Genomic DNA, 17,205 nt, shown 5'->3' with positions numbered 1-17,205 from the left:
ACCACGTGCTAATCACCTCAACAACAACGAGAAGCATGATGTTTAAAACCAAAAAAATACTAACAGCTACTCTTTCTTTAATGGCGTTTTTCTCTTTTTCCGTAGCTGTGCAAAGCGCGGAATCGGCAAAAACGCCACTGCAATACGATGATGTATTCTTACTTGAATACGCCAGTTCACCAGCACCACGGCCAAGTTCGGAAGAAATTGTGTTCGTGCGCACTTGGATGGACCGGCAAAATGATCGCCGCCGTAGCCGATTATGGACGGTGCAGGCCGATGGCTCCCAGTTACAACCACTCACCCCACTTGAACAAAACGCGCAACAGCCAGTTTGGTCGCCTATAGGTGATCGTTTGGCGTATGTGGCGGATGGCCAAATTTATATGCATTGGGCGAATTCTGGCCGCAGTGGCCAAATCTCGCACCTGCAACACGGGCCTTCATCATTAACTTGGTCGCCAGATGGCCAGTGGCTGGCGTTTGTAATGTTCACGCCCGAGAAACGCACTGCGCCAGTAAGCTTACCGGGTAAGCCCGAAGGGGCTGAATGGGCAGAGGCGCCGATTTATCTTGATAGTCGACAGTACCGTGCCGATGGTGCCGGGTATTTACCCCCTGGATATCGCCATATCTACATGATGCCTGCCGAGGGCGGCACGCCGATTCAACTTACTTCGGGTGATTTCAACCATGGTGGCAACCTGAGTTGGGCTATTGATGGCAGTGCCCTTTATTTTTCCGCGAATCGCCGTGTTGATGAGCACAAACAACCACTTAATAGTGAAGTTTATCGGCTTGATATTGAAACTCGTGAAGTTACCGCGCTTACCGATCGTTACGGCCCAGATAATAACCCGCAGGTTTCTCCCAATGGAGAGTGGATTGCTTACACAGGTGTGGATGATCGCAAGCTAGCGCAGCAAAACCAAAAGCTCTACGTTATGCGCACAGATGGTAGTGGCATTCGCTCATTGAGTGCGGAATTGGATCAGCATATAACTAGCTTCGAATGGGCTGCCAATAGCCAAGGCGTATTTATGGCCTATGATGCACAAGGCAAGGGCACTATTGCCTATCAGCCATTACAAGGTGAATTACAGGTGCTAACCGACGATATGGGTGGTGTAGCTTATAGCCGCCCATATACTGGGGGGCAATTCGCGGTAGTGGGCGATAATCGTTTGGTTTACACCCAAGCCAGTACTGAACATCCAGCTGAATTGGCGGTGCTGCGAATGAATTCGAGCCCAAATACGATTACCCAGCTCAATCGTGATTTAGTAGCGAAGCGAGAAATAGGCAAAGTTGAAGAGATTTGGTATCCATCTTCTGTGGATGATCGCCAGATTCATGGTTGGATTATTTACCCGCCGGGCTTTGATGAAAGTAAGCAATACCCTTTGATTCTTGAGATTCATGGTGGGCCACACGCCGCTTACGGGCCTTATTTTGCTATGGAGTTGCAGTTGATGGCGGCGCAGGGTTATGTAGTGCTCTACACCAACCCACGAGGTTCAACCAGCTACGGCGAGGATTTTGCAAACCTAATCCACCATAACTATCCAAGCCATGATTACAACGATTTGATGGATGGCGTTGATGCGGTTATTGCTAAAGGCTTTATCAATGAAGATGAACTCTTTATTACCGGCGGCAGTGGCGGTGGGGTGTTAACTACTTGGTCGATAGGCCACACAGATCGTTTCCGTGCAGCCGCTGCGGTAAACCCAGTGATTAATTGGTATAGCTTTGCTCTAAACGCCGATATGTACAATTACTTCAGCCAATATTGGTTCCCAGATTTACCGTGGGAAAACCCGGAGCATTATTTAAAGCATTCGCCAATATCTTATGTGGGTAATGTAACAACACCAACGTTGTTGTTTACGGGGGAGGCAGATCACCGCACGCCGATCTCAGAAACAGAACAATATTACCAAGCTTTACAATTGCGCGGAATCGATACCGCCATGGTTCGAGTTCCAGGAGCATCCCACGCTTTGCATACTCGGCCGAGCAATCATATGGCAAAACCCGCGTATGTAATTTATTGGTTTGAAAAATATCGTACTCTAAGTGAATAATGTTTGCAGCATTTCGCTGGGTTGTGATCTATAGTGAGAGTAACAACAACCAAGGAGAATGATAGATGAATACAAAACTAGCAATTGGTACCTCAATATTACTCGGTACTTTTGTTTTAAACCCTGCGGTTATGCCAGTAGCGCACGCAGATATTATCAGCACTCATGATGTTGTTGCAGAAAAGCAATCTGGGCTTGATCGGGCGCAATTAACTGAGCAACTGCAACGCGATGACGTTCGTGAGCAGCTTGTTAAGTTCGGTGTAAACCCTAATGAAGCCATTGCGCGCGTAAATGCAATGACAGACGCAGAAGTGTTACATCTAACTGCTGGCATTGGAGAGTTTCCTGCAGGTGAAGGCGTTAGTATTAGCTTAGGTGTCATTTTAGTGATTGTCCTTATTTGGTTAGTTCTTGTTCGCTAAAAGGTAGTGTTTTAATTGCGTTGTAACCAAAAAGAAAGTAATTTCTTGATTGAAAACCGCCCACAACTGAGAACTGCAGTTGTGGCGGTTTTTTCATTTCTATTTCTCGTGGCTTGCGCCAGCGCGCCGATGCAGCATACTGAATTAGCATTAGCAGATTATCAGCCTATTGAGCTGCGTGATACGCCATTCTTTCCACAAGAAGATTATCAGTGCGGGCCTGCGGCTTTAGCAACGATCTTACAAGTGAGCGGTGTTGATAGCGCCGATCCCGACACATTACGCGAACAAATTTATATTCCCGATCGACAAGGTAGCCTGCAAACAGAATTAATCGCTGCGAGCCGCAGGGCCGAGCGCATTCCGTATGTATTAGAGCCGCAGTTTTCTGCGTTACTTGCCGAACTTTATGCGGGTAACCCGGTATTGGTGTTGCAAAACTTAGCGCTAGCGCGCTGGCCGCAGTGGCATTATGCGGTAGTGGTGGGCTTTCAGCCAGATACGCAAACGATAGTTCTGCGCTCTGGAATCAATGAGCGTGAAGAAATGTCTTTACGGGCTTTTGAGCGAACTTGGCGGTTGGCGGATTATTGGGCCTTGGTAGTGGCGCCCAATGGGCTAACACCGGTTACGGCGAAACCGCTACGTTACTTTGCGGCGGTTGCTGCAATGGAGCAGCAGCAACGTTGGCAGGCTGCTCTAGCTGGCTATGCTGCGGCAGAGCAGCGCTGGCCTGAAGATGCCACAAGTGCTTTGGGTATGGGGAATATTGCATACCAACAACGAAATTTTTCGTTAGCTGAAGAGCACTACTATCGAGCGAGTGAATTAGACCCTTATGAGCCAGCTATTTTCTATAACTTGGCTTGGGCGTTATTTCGGCAAGGTAAAGTAGAGGAGGCTCGGCTTTCTGCTGCTACCGCTGCCAGTTTAGCGCCGGAGCATTCGGTATATGGCAAGGCGGTTGGCGCGCTAGAACAAGCGCAGTGAGCCTACCAAGCCAGAACAACGAACTATAGAACGTTGGTAATCAAGCATAAAAAACGGCGCCCTAGGGCGCCGTTTTACGTTTTATATATTTTCAGACACTGCTAATCGAGCAATTTAAACCAACAATTAACCGAAGTTTTTGCTGGCAAATTCCCAGTTTACTAATGACCAGAATGCATCCATATATTTAGGGCGTGCATTGCGATAATCAATGTAGTAAGCGTGTTCCCACAAATCTACGGTTAATACTGGAATTGTATTTTCATCAGTAATTGGTGTTGCTGCGTTACTGGTGTTTACGATATCCACACCGCCATCTTTGGTTTTTACTAACCATGTCCAGCTTGAACCGAAATTGTTTACTGCGCTAGTAGTGAAAGCTTCTTTAAACTTATCAAAAGAACCCCACTTTTTATCGATTGCTTCGGCTAGCGCACCAGTTGGTTTGCCGCCGCCATTTGGGCTTAAGCAATGCCAGTAGAATGTGTGGTTCCAGATTTGTGCCGCGTTATTGAATACACCACCGCTAGAAGTTTTTACAATTTCTTCGAGTGATTTACCGGCGAACTCAGAACCTTCAACAAGACCGTTTAACTTATCAACGTATGTTTGGTGATGCTTACCATAGTGATACTCTAAGGTTTCCGCAGAAATGTGTGGCTCTAGTGCATTTTTTTCGTAAGGAAGTGCTGGTAATTCGAAAGACATATTATGCTTCTCCGTTCGTTGTCTAAATGCTGGCATCCACAACCGTACAAGATGGTAACCATAATTTATGGGTGCCGATAATCCAAAATTCTGTGTTTATTATAGCGGTTGTTCTATGTAACAGATAGCGGCAAGAAAACTTGGCCACGGTATTCGCTATAACATTACCATATACATGGAGGCAGGAGATTTGGATTTCAAGGGGGAAATCAATATTCGTTATGTGTTCAGGTGGTTCATCCGCCGCCATTGCTTGTGCTATAATACGCGCCATTCAATAATGGCGATGAGCTTTGATGTTTTTGTTTTAAAGCGATATGAGAGTGCTTATGGCCTTTTGTGTTATCGGCCTACTTTTACTTTTTAAGGAGTTGTTATGCAAGATATGCAGCCTGAGCAAACCGAAGATACAGAAACACGTATTCGCCAGCAAATTGCTGAGAACCCAGTATTACTTTATATGAAAGGTTCACCAAAATTACCAAGCTGTGGTTTTTCTGCGCAAGCTTCACAAGCGTTAATGGCATGCGGTAAGCCTTTCGCTTACGTAGATATTTTGCAAAACCCAGATATTCGCGCTGAACTTCCCCGTATTGCCGATTGGCCAACTTTCCCGCAGTTGTGGGTGAGCGGAGAGTTAATTGGTGGTTGCGATATTATCCTAGAAATGTTCCAACAGGGTGAGCTGCAACCATTGGTAGTTGCCGCAGCACCTGAAGTAGATGAGAGCGGCGCAGAATAACTTTTTTTGGGGTTGGTTTTGTACAAGTAGCCCCAACATTCTTAAATACGTTGCTAGCGTATTGTTTTTCCTAAGTAATCCTACCTAGGCTTACTACCTATTTAAATAAAAAATGGAGAATAAAATGGCTGTATTAGTTGGCCGTCAGGCCCCTGATTTTACTGCAGCAGCAGTATTGGGTAATGGTGAAATTGTTGAAGGTTTCACTCTGAGCGACCATATCAAAGGTAAAAAAGCGGTTCTTTTCTTTTACCCGCTAGATTTCACCTTTGTTTGCCCATCTGAGCTAATTGCTTTTGATAAGCGTTTAGCTGAATTTGAAAAGCGCGGTGTGGAAGTTATCGGTGTTTCTATCGATTCACAATTCTCTCACCATGCATGGCGCAGCACACCAGTTGAGAAAGGTGGTATTGGCGAAGTAAAATACCCGTTGGTTGCTGATGTTAAGCATGAAATCGTAAAAGCATACGATATCGAGCACCCTGAAGCGGGCGTTGCTTTCCGTGCTTCATTCTTAATTGATGAAGAAGGCCAAGTACGCCATCAAGTGGTTAACGATTTACCATTAGGCCGTAACGTAGATGAAATGCTACGTATGGTTGATGCGTTAAACTTCCACCAAGAACATGGTGAAGTGTGCCCAGCTGGCTGGACTGCCGGTGATGAAGGTATGAAAGCGGATGCTAAAGGCGTTGCTGATTACCTAACCAAGAACAGCGGCAAGCTTTAATTGTAAGTATTGCTACCGTAAATATTGGTGCAGAAAGTTAAGTAATTGAAGGAAAGGCGAAATCGATATTCGATTTCGCCTTTTTTTATGCGATTTTTTACTCGGTTTCAGAATCGTTCGATTTGAATTTATCATGCTGAGAAACCAGTGGCCAACCGCCGAGGTTTTGGTAGCGATTCACCATCCAACAGAATAATTCGGCGGTGCGCTCTGTATCGTAAACGGCGCTGTGCGCCTCTTTGCTATCGAACGGTATACCAGCGGCGCGGCAAGCCTTTACTAGCACTGTTTGGCCAATCGTAAGGGCAGCTAAGGCTGTGGTATCGAAAGTAACAAACGGGTGGAAGGGATTACGCTTCAAACTCGCGCGTTCCGCCGCCGCCATTACAAAACTGTGATCAAAAGTAGCATTGTGGCCCACGAGCACACAGCGCTGACAATCCGCTGCTTTTTGTGCTTTTCGAATAGCTCGGAACATATCCCTTAACGCTTCCCCTTCATCAATAGCACCACGCAGTTCGCTGAACGGTTCAATACCATTGAAATCAATAGCTGCCTGTTCAATATTAGCGCCCTCGAAAGGCTTGATATGTGCATGATGAGTGGCGATAGGGACGAGCTGGCCGTTATCATCAAAATCTACTATCACTGCTGCTATTTCAAGAAGCGCATCGGTTTTGGCGTTAAACCCAGCAGTTTCCACATCAATAACAACTGGAAAATACCCACGAAAGCGATCTTTTAGAGCTAGGGGCCTATTGCCCTGATTGCTATCGTCGGCTGGTGAATCACTCATGAATATCCTTTTATATTTTTTTTAATTACAAATTTAGCGGGCGGCCGGATAATCCAAAGCCCAATTAATAAGAAGTTCGGTACCAACGCGCAAAGAAGCTTCATCGGCATAAAAGTATGGCGAATGATTACTGGGGGCGGTTAACGGGTTTTGATCTGGTGGTGTAATACCAAGAAACACAAACATACTCGGTACTTCTAATGCGTAAAATGAGAAATCTTCTGCACCTGTTACTAAATCGGCTTCATACAGATTCTCACTACCGATAATACGCTCCATAGTCGGCATCATTCGGGTAACTAAATCAGGGTTGTTTACCGTCACGGGATAGCCTTCATCAATGAATACCTCAGCTCGGGCTCCACTTGCGGCGGCTGTCATCTCTGCGGTGGTTGTTAGCTTCTCAAAAATCTCGCTGCGAATACCCATATCAAAATTACGAATCGTACCTTCGAGGTATACTTCGTCGGGAATAATATTGTTGCGCACACCGCCTTCTACAATGCCAAAGCTTACCACAGCAGGTGCCTTGGTGATATTAACTTGCCGGCTCACGATGGTTTGTACATTATTGATAATTTGGCTCGCTACAACGATGGGATCAATGCCGCCCCATGGTCGTGAACCATGAGTTTGTTCACCCAGCACCCGAATTTCAAAACGATCGGAGGACGCCATCAGAGGCCCTTTGCGATAGCCAATATGGCCAGTAGTACCTGCAGACCAAACGTGAATTCCAAATACTGCATCGGGCTTTTCGATAGCAAATAGGCCTTCTTTCAGCATCAGTTCAGCGCCACCTTCTTCCCCTTCTGGGGCACCTTCTTCAGCCGGTTGAAAGATAAACATAATATTGCCGGTAAGCTCTGCTTGTTTCCTAGCTAAATATTCGGCAGCACCCATTAGCATGGCAACATGCAGATCATGGCCGCAGGCATGCATTACGGGCACTTCACGGCCGCGGTATTCGCCGGTTGCAACAGAGGCAAATGGCACATCGGTCATTTCTTTCACTGGAAGAGCGTCCATATCGGCACGCAGGGCAACAGTAGGCCCCGGATGCGCGCCTCGGAGGATACCAACAACGCCGGTATGCGCGATATCGGTGGTAACCTCTAAGCCTAACGAACGTAAATGCTCGGCAACCACACCAGAGGTGCGAAACTCTCGGTTACTTAATTCGGGGTGTTGGTGCAGATCGCGGCGCCATTCAATTACTCGTTGCTCTAAGGCTTCACTAATAGTGGCATTGTGAGCGGAGGGGGCCGTATCGGCAGCATTGTTCACTGATTCAGCATAACTATCTGTGGTGATAAAACTAGCTAAAAGCACTGTTAAACCAATAATCGTGAGCTTCATTGTGTTCACTCCAAATGTGTGGGGTTAAGCTCAGTATTACAGTGCGCCCAAAAGAGCGCAACATATTGATGCGTTCTTCCACAACTGGCGAACAATGTGCGATACCTTGGGGCGTTTAGATCTCGGTTTTATCTTTAAACTCGCATAAATCTTCGATAATGCAGGAGCCGCAACGAGGTTTGCGAGCAATGCAAGTATAGCGGCCATGGAGAATCAGCCAGTGGTGCACATCTACTTTAAATTCGGCAGGCACCACTTTTAATAATCGTTGTTCCACGGCATCAACATTTTTACCTGGCGCTAACTTAGTTCGATTACTCACCCGAAATATATGAGTATCAACCGCAATGGTGGGCCAACCAAAGGCCGTATTTAACACCACGTTTGCGGTTTTTCGGCCAACACCGGGCAGTGCCTCTAGCGCTTCACGATCTTCGGGTACAACGCCGTTGTGTTTTTCTACCAGAATCCGGCAGGTTTTAATCGTATTCTCGGCTTTCGTATTGAACAAACCAATCGTTTTTATATAGTGCTTCACCCCATCAACCCCAAGCGCCAACATATCAGCAGGGTTATTCGCCACAGCAAATAATGGCCCGGTGGCTTTGTTCACGCCAACATCGGTGGCTTGCGCTGAAAGGAGCACCGCAATGAGCAACTCAAACGGGTTACTAAAGTTAAGTTCGGTGGTGGGGTTTGGGTTGTTGTCGCGCAGCCGCGTTAAAATTTCGATACGTTTTTGTTGATTCATTCGCTGCTCTTTTCCTCAGATGAAGTTTCTTCAGATCAGGTTTTCAGATCAGGATACGTGAGTTACACGAGCGCGTTGTGCTTTCTCTACCGGTGCCTTGGCTAGTTTTTCGCGCTTGCGGGCATCAAGCCAATTCTTTCCGGCAATTAAGAAGCCCAAGCCAATGAAAGCACCCGGAGGCAAAATGGCGATAAGCAGCGGATAATCAAACTCAATGAGTTGCACCCGCAAAGAACTTGCCCATTCGCCCAGCAACAATTCAGCACCATCAAATAGAGTGCCCTGGCCAATAAGCTCGCGCATCGCACCAAGGGCAATTAATACGGCCGCAAAGCCGAGCCCCATCATGAGCCCATCGAAACCCGCCTTATACCAATTATTCTTGGAAGCATAAGCTTCCGCACGGCCGATAATGGCGCAGTTGGTTACTATCAGCGGAATAAAAATACCGAGCGCCATATATAGACCATAGGTAAAGGCATTCATGGTGAGTTCTACTAAAGTAACGAAGGTAGCAATAACGATAACAAATACCGGAATGCGAATTTCGTTAGGTACAAAATTGCGCACTAGGGAAACGGTAATGTTAGAGCCAACTAAAACGAGTAGCGTGGCGATACCTAAGCCAAGCGCATTGGTTACGGTGCCTGATACCGCAAGGAGCGGGCATAAACCAAGCAGTTGCACTAGGGCAGGGTTGTTTTCCCACAATCCATCTTTGCTTAATGTGTGATATTCGTTACTCATTCTGCAAACTCCGCAACCATAATTTCTGCGCTTTCTGCATAACAATTCGTGGGGGCGCGGAAAAGTTCTTGGCTATTTTCTTGCGCATACCAAACTGCTTTGCGTACTGCGTTTACAAGCGCTCTAGGTGTGATAGTAGCGCCAGTGAATTGATCGAACATACCGTTATCGCGGCGCACCGCCCAGCGAGAATCATTTTCACTGCGCACCCGTTCACCATCAAAAGATAATATCCAATCGCTTTTCTTTAGTTCAATTTTATCACCTAACCCTGGGGTTTCACGGTGTTGTAAAACGCGCACACCTTGCACTTGGCCGTTGCGGTTAACCGCTACCAAAAAATGAATGTTGCCGCTGTAACCATCGGTTGCTGTAGCACGAATTGCCAGAGCGTTTGCTTGCCCCTGCAAGCGTGAACGATACACCGGTTGCTGGGGTGCGCCCAATGCTTCAGGAGCAGCGATCAGTGAACAATCGGCATAGAGGTCGTTATCATGCTGTGCTGCTGGAATTAACGCGTTTAGCGTGCGTAATAGCTCACTGCGTTGCTGCTCAGCGATACGATCAGCGGTGAGGTATTGCGTGGCCACTACCAGTGAAGTGGCGGCAATGGCAAAAGCACCAAGAATTAGGCCGTTTTTTTGCATGTTCTTCAGCATTAACCGGCTTCCTTATTATGGCCATAAGTAACAGGGCGTGTGTATTGATCGATTACCGGTACACATAGGTTGGCGAGTAACACTGCAAATGCCACGGCATCGGGGTAGCCACCATAGCTACGAATAACATAAATAAGAACGCCGATGAGCGCTGCGTAGATCAGCTTCCCTTTGCTTGATGTAGCAGCAGAAACCGGATCAGTGGCAATAAAGAAGGCGGCAAACATGGTGGCACCGCTAAACAAATGAATATTTAGGCCCGGTAGATAATCAGGCGCAAAAATACTGCCAAGAATGGCGCAAACAGAAAGCGCACCGAGCATAGCTACCGGGATGTGCCATTGAATTACCCGTTGCTGTAAGAGCAATAAACCACCAAGTAAATAGCCTAAATTAACCCACTGCCAACCAGCGCCAGCAAAGCCGATAAATTGCGGATGCTGTAAGGCTTCACTTAGCGTAGCGCCTTGGCCCAGTTGCGTTTTGAGGTGATCGAGTGGCGTTGCCATTACCACCGCATCCAGCATTGAGCCGGTATCGATGCGGCGCATTTGTTCAAGGCTGAAGCCTTCGCTAGTGAATTGAAATAAGAAGAGGTAAAGCGAATCAATAAAGCTTGGGGCGTTAGTAGCAAAACCCGTGGGTGGCATCCACGCTGTCATTTGTACAGGAAAAGAAATCAGCAGTAGCACATAACCGGCCATTGCTGGATTGAATATGTTATGGCCCACACCACCGAATAAATGCTTTACCACAACAATAGAAAAGAGTGTGCCAATAACAATAACCCACCACGGCGCTAAAGGCGGAATGCTTACTGCAAGCAATGCTGCGGTAACTATAGCGGTGTTATCTTGTAAGCCTGAACTTGGGGCACGATCGCGCGCAATTAAGCATAAAGATTCGGCGGCGAGTGCTACGGTAATAGCTAATGAAAGTTGAAAAACAACACCCCAACCAAAGAAATAAAGCTGCGCCAAAAAGCCAGGAAGCATAGCGAAAAGCACCAGCTGCATGAGTTTTGCAGTGGTGCGGCGTTGGTGATGATGCGGTGAAGATGCAATATAGAAACTCATGAGTTGTCGTCACCTTTATGGTTCGTTGCGTCCTGCGTGTTTTCGATATCGTTTTTGTGCTCGGCTTCGAGCTTTGCTAATTGCTCACGTTCGGCTTTTTTCGCTTTTGCTCGAGCTACGGCAGCGGCTACCGCATCTTTTTTATCGTTTGCAGGGGCTTCGCTCGCTTCACGCTCGGCCTTCTTGGCTTTCGCTCGAGCTACGGCAGCGGCTACTGCATCTTTTTTATCGTTTGCAGGGGCTTCGCTCGCTTCACGCTCGGCCTTCTTGGCTTTCGCCCGAGCTACGGCAGCGGCTACTGCATCTTTCTGTTCTGTTTTTGCCGTTCCACCTTCACTCTCTTGTAGGGCTTTTTTAGCTTTTACGCGCGCCAGAGCAGCTTTAACAGGATCTTGTTCATCACCGGCAGCGGCCGCATTTTTTCGAGCTTCTTGCGCTGCTTTGCGCGCTTCAGCTGCCTTTTCATGTTTAGCTAAACGTTCTTCTTTTTCCCGCTCAAGCCGAGCTTGCCTAGCTTCAAAACGTTGCCGTGCAATTTCTGATTTCTGATGCTCTATGGCTTGCTCGCGAATTTCTGCTTTTGCTTGTCGATAATATTGCACCAAGGGAATTTGGCTAGGGCAAACATAAGCACATATACCGCATTCGATGCAATCGCCAAGGTGATGTTGTTTTAAGCCATCATAATCTTTTGCCTTCGCTAGCCACTGAAGTTGCTGTGGTAGAAGTGAGGCAGGGCAGGCTATTTCACAGGCACCACAACGAATGCAGGCCATTTCAGCTTGTGCTGGGGCGAGCTCTTGTTGTGAAGGTGCAAGAATACAGTTGGTAGTTTTTATTACCGGAATTTGCAAATTAGTAACGGTAAAGCCCATCATCGGGCCGCCCATAATTACCCGCTGTTTGTTCTCAGCCTTTATTTCTTCAGCCTTAAAACCTGATTGCTGAAGCAAGTATTCAATTGGAGTGCCCAGTAAAGCCCAAGCTGTACCAGGTTGCTGTAAAGCTTCTCCAGTAATAGTAACCACGCGCTCAAGTAATGGCTCGCCATGGTTAATTGCACGAGAAACCGCAAAAGCGGTAGCTACGTTTTGCATTAATATACCGATATCAGCAGGTAAACCGCGAACGGGAACTTGCTTACCGGTCAGTACTTGAATTAATTGTTTTTCGCCACCGGAAGGATAGCGAGTAGGCACTACTTTCACTACCGGGTTAGCTGAGTTTGTATCGGTTTGCAAATCGCTGATCGCTTGCATAAATGCTGCGGCTGCTTCTGGTTTATTATCTTCTATGGCAATAACCAGTTGCTTCGCTGAGGTAAGTTTTTGCAGTAAAAGGCTACCCGCGAGAATTTCATCGGCATGTTCGCGCATAAGGCGGTCGTCAGAAACGATGTAAGGTTCGCACTCAACACCATTAATAATCAACATATCAATATTGCGTGCACCTGCTACTTTTCGTGCAGTAGGGAAACCTGCGCCGCCGAGCCCAGCAATACCCATCGCTTGCAAATGTTGTAGTACTTCGCGTTGGCTAATTGTATCGATGTCGGCAATTGGCTGGCGCGGATACCATGCATCTTTACCATCGGGTTGAATGCAAATAGTAGGCCCAGTAAGCCCAGATGGGTGATTCAGTGGGTGCTCTAGAATACCGGTAATGGTGCCTGAAGTAGAGGCGTGTATTGGCAGCCCGTTATCAACTCCAGGAATGGTAAGGGGTTGGCCTTTCTGCACATAATCACCCTGAGCAACACAAAGTTCACCGGGTTCGCCTACATGCTGGCGTAGCGGAATAAACACGGCTGGCGGTAACGGAAAGCGTTGAATGTTTTTCAGGTTCGCGGGGGCCTTTCGCTCTGGCGGGTGAATGCCACCAGGGAAGCTCCATAACTTGCTGTTTGCGGAAATATTAATCGCCATCAACTTGCCTTACTCGCAGATTCAGCAGATGTACTTTTACTCGCATCTATCACGTTCACCGGTATTTGATCGAGCTGCCACTTCCAGCGCTCAGGTTTGGTGGCAACCGGCACCATATCAATACAATCAACTGGACAGGGCTCAACGCATAAATCGCAGCCTGTGCACTCATCGGCAATTACGGTATGCATCTGCTTCGCGGCGCCAAGAATGGCATCAACCGGGCATGCTTGAATACATTTGGTACAACCAATGCACTCATTTTCACGAATAACAGCAACGGTTTTTTGCGCCTCTTCACCGTGGGCTTCATCGAGTGGCTTTGCTTCCCTGCCGAGTAAATCAGCAAGATGATCTATGGTAGCTTGGCCACCGGGCGGGCATTTATTTAGTTCATCACCGTTAGCAATTGCTTCAGCGTAAGGGCGGCACCCAGGGTAACCGCACTGGCCACATTGAGTTTGTGGCAGCAAATTATCAATTTGCTCCACGATCGGATCGCTTTCCACTCGGAAACGGATAGCCGCAAAGCCTAAAATTAATCCGGCCACAAGTGCAATAGTGGCCAATGCCATAATACCGATAAACCAACTCATGAAGTGCTAACCAACCCGGCAAAGCCCATAAATGCCAACGACATCAAGCCCGCCAAAATCATGCCGATGGCGGCGCCTTTAAACGGCTGAGGTACATCTGCTGCGGCTACACGTTCGCGCAAGGCTGCAAAAAGTACTAATACGAGTGAAAAGCCGAGAGCAGCACCAAAACCATACACAATTGATTGGGTAAAGTTGTGTTGTTCATTTACATTCAGCAAGGCCACACCAAGAACAGCGCAGTTGGTAGTAATCAACGGCAGAAATATTCCAAGCAAGCGGTACAGCGTGGGGCTGGTTTTGTGCACTACCATTTCGGTAAATTGCACTACCACTGCAATTACTAAGATAAAACTAAGTGTGCGTAACGACATTAAGTTGAAGGGTTGCAGAATGTAATGGTTCACTAAGTAACTGCTCACAGACGCAAGTGTGAGCACAAATGTAGTGGCCAGCGACATACCGATAGCGGTTTCCAATTTATTCGATACGCCCATAAACGGACATAGCCCAAGAAACTGAACCAACACGAAATTATTTACTAAAACGGTAGCCACCAGAAGCAAGAGTATTTCTGTCATCTACAACCTTTTGCTGTATCTATATACGGGAATAGAAAAGTATGCCGCTATTATCAGGGTTTACGCTTCGGGAAACAACTTACAGAATGTAGGTTTTTCTGGGTAATTGTGGCAAATACTCGATTTTCCGCCGTTACTCTGTAGGCAGCACTTATTGTTTCCAGTAAGATATAAAATTCAATTCGCTGCCGGGAGGCCGAAAAGAGTGATGAGGACTCTCGTTTGATATCGATTTTTAAACGCTTACGAGCGTTCGATGAGATGACATTTCATTGGTTATTTCATTCAACGCGATCGTTAAGAAAAAGCCGACTTGCTTTTTGGCTATCACGTAGTGGTGATGGGCCTTATTACGCCCTGTTTGCCTTACTAGCAGGTATTGCAGCGTTTGAAGGTAGCATTCTGTTTATTCAACGTGTGCTTCTGGCATTTGCGTTGGAGATTCCTCTGTTTATCGCCTTGAAGAATTTATTGCGGCGCGACCGGCCTATTTTGCGCCGTAAAGAAAAAATAGTTTTAAAACCTGCCGATCGTTTTTCTTTTCCCTCTGGGCACTCTACTGCGGCGTTTCTATTTGCGGCATTAGTTATCGCTAGCTTCCCGGTTTGGGCACCACTTTTTTATGGGTGGGCAGCTGCGGTGGCAATTTCACGAGTTGCTCTTGGAGTGCATTATCCAAGCGATGTCATTGCTGGCGCCATTCTAGGCACATCAATAGCTGCGTTCACAGTGGCATTCCTGCCAACACCATTAACAATCTAGTAAGAATTAATTCAGAAGTGGAGCTCAATGGCTCCCCAGGTTGGATTCGAACCAACGACACATGGATTAACAGTCCACCGCTCTAACCAACTGAGCTACTGGGGAATTGAAGTTTCTTATATTGAGGCGTTAAGCAAGTGGCTCCCCAGGTTGGATTCGAACCAACGACACATGGATTAACAGTCCACCGCTCTAACCAACTGAGCTACTGGGGAATCGCTTAACGGGGCGAGATGTTAATGGCATGGGCTCACAGTGTCAATATAGAAGCTCAATAATTTTTACAATAAGCGTTTATTTGCGCAGATTTTAAACGTGTTGTTTCTGTTTTAATCGTTGTAGTGAGAAAAACAAAATAGTAGTGGTTCTTTGCTGATTTTTATGGTGGAGGGGGTTAACAAATTATCCACAATTGAGCTGATCGCTTGGTACTCGTGGTTCACACGATCTTATCCACTATTTCTGTGGATAAAGCTGTGGTTAACTCTGTGGGTGAGCCTGTTTTACGGGGGCTATAGCGGATTTATTACGTAGGTTAAAAACTGGCATGATTTTTATATCTTTTTAAAATCAATTAGTTATCTAGCTTCATGCGTAAAGGTTGGATTTTGCACAGCGTTGGTGCGTTATTCCAGCAATATTCGCGTTTGCTTGTGTATTACTTTAATTTATTTTCCAAGAATAATACTATATTTTTCGCGTGGTTAACGCGGAGTGCTTACCAACTTGGCGATAATTTATGCTATCTGCTAAATATGACAACTTGACTTAATCTGAAGTTTCGAGTTTGAATTTGGTCGATTTTAGTGCTCTTTTGGGTAGCGAAAACCCGCTGTTTTTTGCCTTTGCGTAAATAAAAATGAAAAGGCATTAGAGATGTGAACTCTAACGCCTTTTTTGTTTTGAAATTATCGGTGAGCCGAATTTCTTTATTGGTAATTCGCTGCAAATTTCGCTATTCGTTTAACGGCTTCTGCCAATACTTCGCGGCTTGCCGCAAACGATAGGCGGAAATGGCCTGGAGAGCCAAATGCTGAGCCTGGAACGAGTGCAACGTTAGCTTCACTCAACAAACGCTCACAAAGCTCTACATCGGTTTCTACGCCCACTTTTTCCATTAGCCCTTCAATATTCGGGAAGGCATAAAAGGTGCCATCGCCAGAAATTACTTTTAAGCCGGGTATTTCGCTTAACCCCTCCACGAGCTTATCGTGGCGGGTGCGAAATTCTGTAACCATTTCGCCAATAAAACTTTGATCACCGTTTAAAGCAGCAAGCGCTGCATATTGGGAAATAGATGCAGGGTTCGATGTGCTTTGCGATTGTACTTTTTTCATTGCCGCAATAATTGTTTTCGGGCCAGCAGCATAGCCAATGCGCCAACCTGTCATTGCATAGGCTTTTGAAACGCCCGAAAGCACTACTGTGCGATCGATCAAATCTGGGGCTACCATGGGGATATTCACAAATGGCTCTTTAGTCCACAAAATATGCTCATACATATCATCGGTGGCAATTAGCACTTGTGGGTGTTTGCGCAACACCTTGGCCAACGCTTTTAATTCTTCAGCGCTGTAAGCCATGCCTGTTGGATTTGAAGGGCTATTCAAAAATAATAATTTGGTTTTATCGGTAATCGCACCAGCAAGTTGCTCGGCAGTGATTTTGTAGGCCTGCTCGATACCAGCTTCAATCACAACTGGCTTTGCGCCTACCAGTAATGTCATATCTGGATAAGAAACCCAGTAAGGCGCAGGAATAATCACTTCATCGCCTTCATCAAGCCATGCAGTAAGTAGATTAAAAATGCTGTGCTTGCCACCAGCGGAAACTAAAACTTGGTTTGGTTCATAGTGCAAGCGGTTATCGCGAGCGAATTTATCGCAAATCGCTTTTTTCAATTCGGGAATACCATCAACCGCGGTATATCGTGTATAACCCGCATCAATGGCTGCCTTGGCAGCATCGCAGATAAATTTTGGGGTGGTAAAATCTGGCTCACCAACACCTAAACCAATAACATCGGCACCGGCTGCTTTTAGTTCGGCAGCTTTTTGGCTAACAGCCAAGGTTGGAGATGGTTTAATAGCATTGACGCGCTTGGAAAGTTTATAATCCACAAGGCACCTGTTAACGTAGTTTTTTTATGAAAAAAAGATGTGAGCACTGGCCGCTAACTATATGTGGAGTGAGGCTAAATGTCCAGTGGCGGGAATAGCGTGAGCATGGTGTTTATTCAGGAATTCGGGTATAGTATTAGGCTTTCCAGAA

17 protein-coding genes and 2 tRNA genes are annotated in these 17,205 nt (G+C 46.5%); 6 read left to right on the top strand and 13 right to left on the bottom strand.

What is annotated here, in order from left to right; genetic code table 11:
• Positions 1 to 38 precede the first annotated feature (38 nt).
• The 3 genes from A28LD_RS10960 (at position 39) to A28LD_RS10950 (ending at position 3,502) form a co-directional block, all read left to right on the top strand.
• Positions 39 to 2,087, top strand: a complete 2,049-nt coding sequence (locus A28LD_RS10960) for a S9 family peptidase (protein ID WP_007421140.1) — start codon at positions 39 to 41, stop codon at positions 2,085 to 2,087.
• A gap of 65 nt (positions 2,088 to 2,152) precedes the next feature.
• A complete protein-coding gene (locus tag A28LD_RS10955; RefSeq protein ID WP_007421139.1) occupies positions 2,153 to 2,512 on the top strand; it encodes a DUF6627 family protein in 360 nt (119 codons plus the stop codon).
• 15 nt (positions 2,513 to 2,527) lie between these two features.
• The gene (locus A28LD_RS10950) at positions 2,528 to 3,502 is read left to right on the top strand and encodes a PA2778 family cysteine peptidase (protein ID WP_050795178.1); all 975 of its coding nucleotides are present in this window, start codon (positions 2,528 to 2,530) and stop codon (positions 3,500 to 3,502) included.
• Between the two features lie 126 nt (positions 3,503 to 3,628).
• Here A28LD_RS10950 and A28LD_RS10945 read toward each other — a convergent pair whose 3' ends face one another.
• A complete protein-coding gene (locus tag A28LD_RS10945; protein WP_007421137.1) occupies positions 3,629 to 4,210 on the bottom strand; it encodes a superoxide dismutase in 582 nt (193 codons plus the stop codon).
• Positions 4,211 to 4,586: 376 nt separating this feature from the next.
• On the opposite strand from A28LD_RS10945, the gene grxD reads away from it, so the two are divergent.
• On the top strand, positions 4,587 to 4,952 hold the full coding sequence (gene grxD, locus A28LD_RS10935) for a Grx4 family monothiol glutaredoxin (RefSeq protein WP_007421136.1): 366 nt from the start codon (positions 4,587 to 4,589) through the stop codon (positions 4,950 to 4,952).
• Positions 4,953 to 5,076: 124 nt separating this feature from the next.
• Positions 5,077 to 5,682, top strand: a complete 606-nt coding sequence (locus A28LD_RS10930; RefSeq protein ID WP_007421135.1) for a peroxiredoxin — start codon at positions 5,077 to 5,079, stop codon at positions 5,680 to 5,682.
• Between the two features lie 97 nt (positions 5,683 to 5,779).
• Here the strand turns inward: A28LD_RS10930 and rnt are convergent, their stop codons facing one another.
• From rnt to rsxA, 9 genes are all read right to left on the bottom strand, one after another.
• Positions 5,780 to 6,478, bottom strand: coding sequence for a ribonuclease T (rnt, locus tag A28LD_RS10925; protein WP_007421134.1), 699 nt, complete (start codon positions 6,476 to 6,478; stop codon positions 5,780 to 5,782).
• A 33-nt stretch (positions 6,479 to 6,511) separates the two neighbouring features.
• A complete protein-coding gene (locus A28LD_RS10920; RefSeq protein ID WP_007421133.1) occupies positions 6,512 to 7,837 on the bottom strand; it encodes an amidohydrolase in 1,326 nt (441 codons plus the stop codon).
• Positions 7,838 to 7,952: 115 nt separating this feature from the next.
• Positions 7,953 to 8,588 carry an endonuclease III gene (nth, locus tag A28LD_RS10915; RefSeq protein ID WP_007421132.1) on the bottom strand — a complete coding sequence of 212 codons (636 nt, stop codon included), beginning with the start codon at positions 8,586 to 8,588 and terminating at the stop codon, positions 7,953 to 7,955.
• 48 nt (positions 8,589 to 8,636) lie between these two features.
• Positions 8,637 to 9,335 (bottom strand): electron transport complex subunit E, encoded by a 699-nt coding sequence (locus tag A28LD_RS10910; protein ID WP_007421131.1) that lies wholly within the window; start codon positions 9,333 to 9,335, stop codon positions 8,637 to 8,639.
• Positions 9,332 to 9,994, bottom strand: coding sequence for an electron transport complex subunit RsxG (rsxG, locus tag A28LD_RS10905; RefSeq protein WP_007421130.1), 663 nt, complete (start codon positions 9,992 to 9,994; stop codon positions 9,332 to 9,334). Before rsxG ends, A28LD_RS10910 begins: the two co-directional genes overlap by 4 nt.
• Complete coding sequence (gene rsxD, locus A28LD_RS10900; RefSeq protein WP_007421129.1) at positions 9,994 to 11,070, bottom strand: electron transport complex subunit RsxD; 1,077 nt, start codon at positions 11,068 to 11,070, stop codon at positions 9,994 to 9,996. Before rsxD ends, rsxG begins: the two co-directional genes overlap by 1 nt.
• Positions 11,067 to 12,995 (bottom strand): electron transport complex subunit RsxC, encoded by a 1,929-nt coding sequence (gene rsxC / locus A28LD_RS10895; RefSeq protein ID WP_007421128.1) that lies wholly within the window; start codon positions 12,993 to 12,995, stop codon positions 11,067 to 11,069. Before rsxC ends, rsxD begins: the two co-directional genes overlap by 4 nt.
• Positions 12,995 to 13,591, bottom strand: a complete 597-nt coding sequence (rsxB, locus tag A28LD_RS10890) for an electron transport complex subunit RsxB (protein ID WP_007421127.1) — start codon at positions 13,589 to 13,591, stop codon at positions 12,995 to 12,997. The genes rsxC and rsxB overlap by 1 nt, the downstream gene beginning before the upstream one ends.
• Positions 13,588 to 14,172, bottom strand: coding sequence for an electron transport complex subunit RsxA (rsxA, locus tag A28LD_RS10885; protein WP_007421126.1), 585 nt, complete (start codon positions 14,170 to 14,172; stop codon positions 13,588 to 13,590). The genes rsxB and rsxA overlap by 4 nt, the downstream gene beginning before the upstream one ends.
• A gap of 222 nt (positions 14,173 to 14,394) precedes the next feature.
• Here rsxA and A28LD_RS10880 point away from each other — a divergent pair, with 222 nt between their 5' ends.
• Positions 14,395 to 14,934 carry a phosphatase PAP2 family protein gene (locus tag A28LD_RS10880; protein WP_139043584.1) on the top strand — a complete coding sequence of 180 codons (540 nt, stop codon included), beginning with the start codon at positions 14,395 to 14,397 and terminating at the stop codon, positions 14,932 to 14,934.
• Between the two features lie 28 nt (positions 14,935 to 14,962).
• Here the strand turns inward: A28LD_RS10880 and A28LD_RS10875 are convergent.
• From A28LD_RS10875 to A28LD_RS10865, 3 genes are all read right to left on the bottom strand, one after another.
• Positions 14,963 to 15,039: transfer RNA gene (locus A28LD_RS10875), tRNA-Asn, on the bottom strand.
• A 33-nt stretch (positions 15,040 to 15,072) separates the two neighbouring features.
• A tRNA-Asn gene (locus tag A28LD_RS10870) sits at positions 15,073 to 15,149 on the bottom strand.
• Between the two features lie 714 nt (positions 15,150 to 15,863).
• On the bottom strand, positions 15,864 to 17,054 hold the full coding sequence (locus A28LD_RS10865; RefSeq protein ID WP_007421124.1) for a pyridoxal phosphate-dependent aminotransferase: 1,191 nt from the start codon (positions 17,052 to 17,054) through the stop codon (positions 15,864 to 15,866).
• Positions 17,055 to 17,205: the final 151 nt, after the last annotated feature.

The organism is Idiomarina sp. A28L, from assembly GCF_000218785.1.
GTDB lineage: Bacteria > Pseudomonadota > Gammaproteobacteria > Enterobacterales > Alteromonadaceae > Aliidiomarina.
This window is presented reverse-complemented; position numbering and strand designations above follow the sequence as displayed.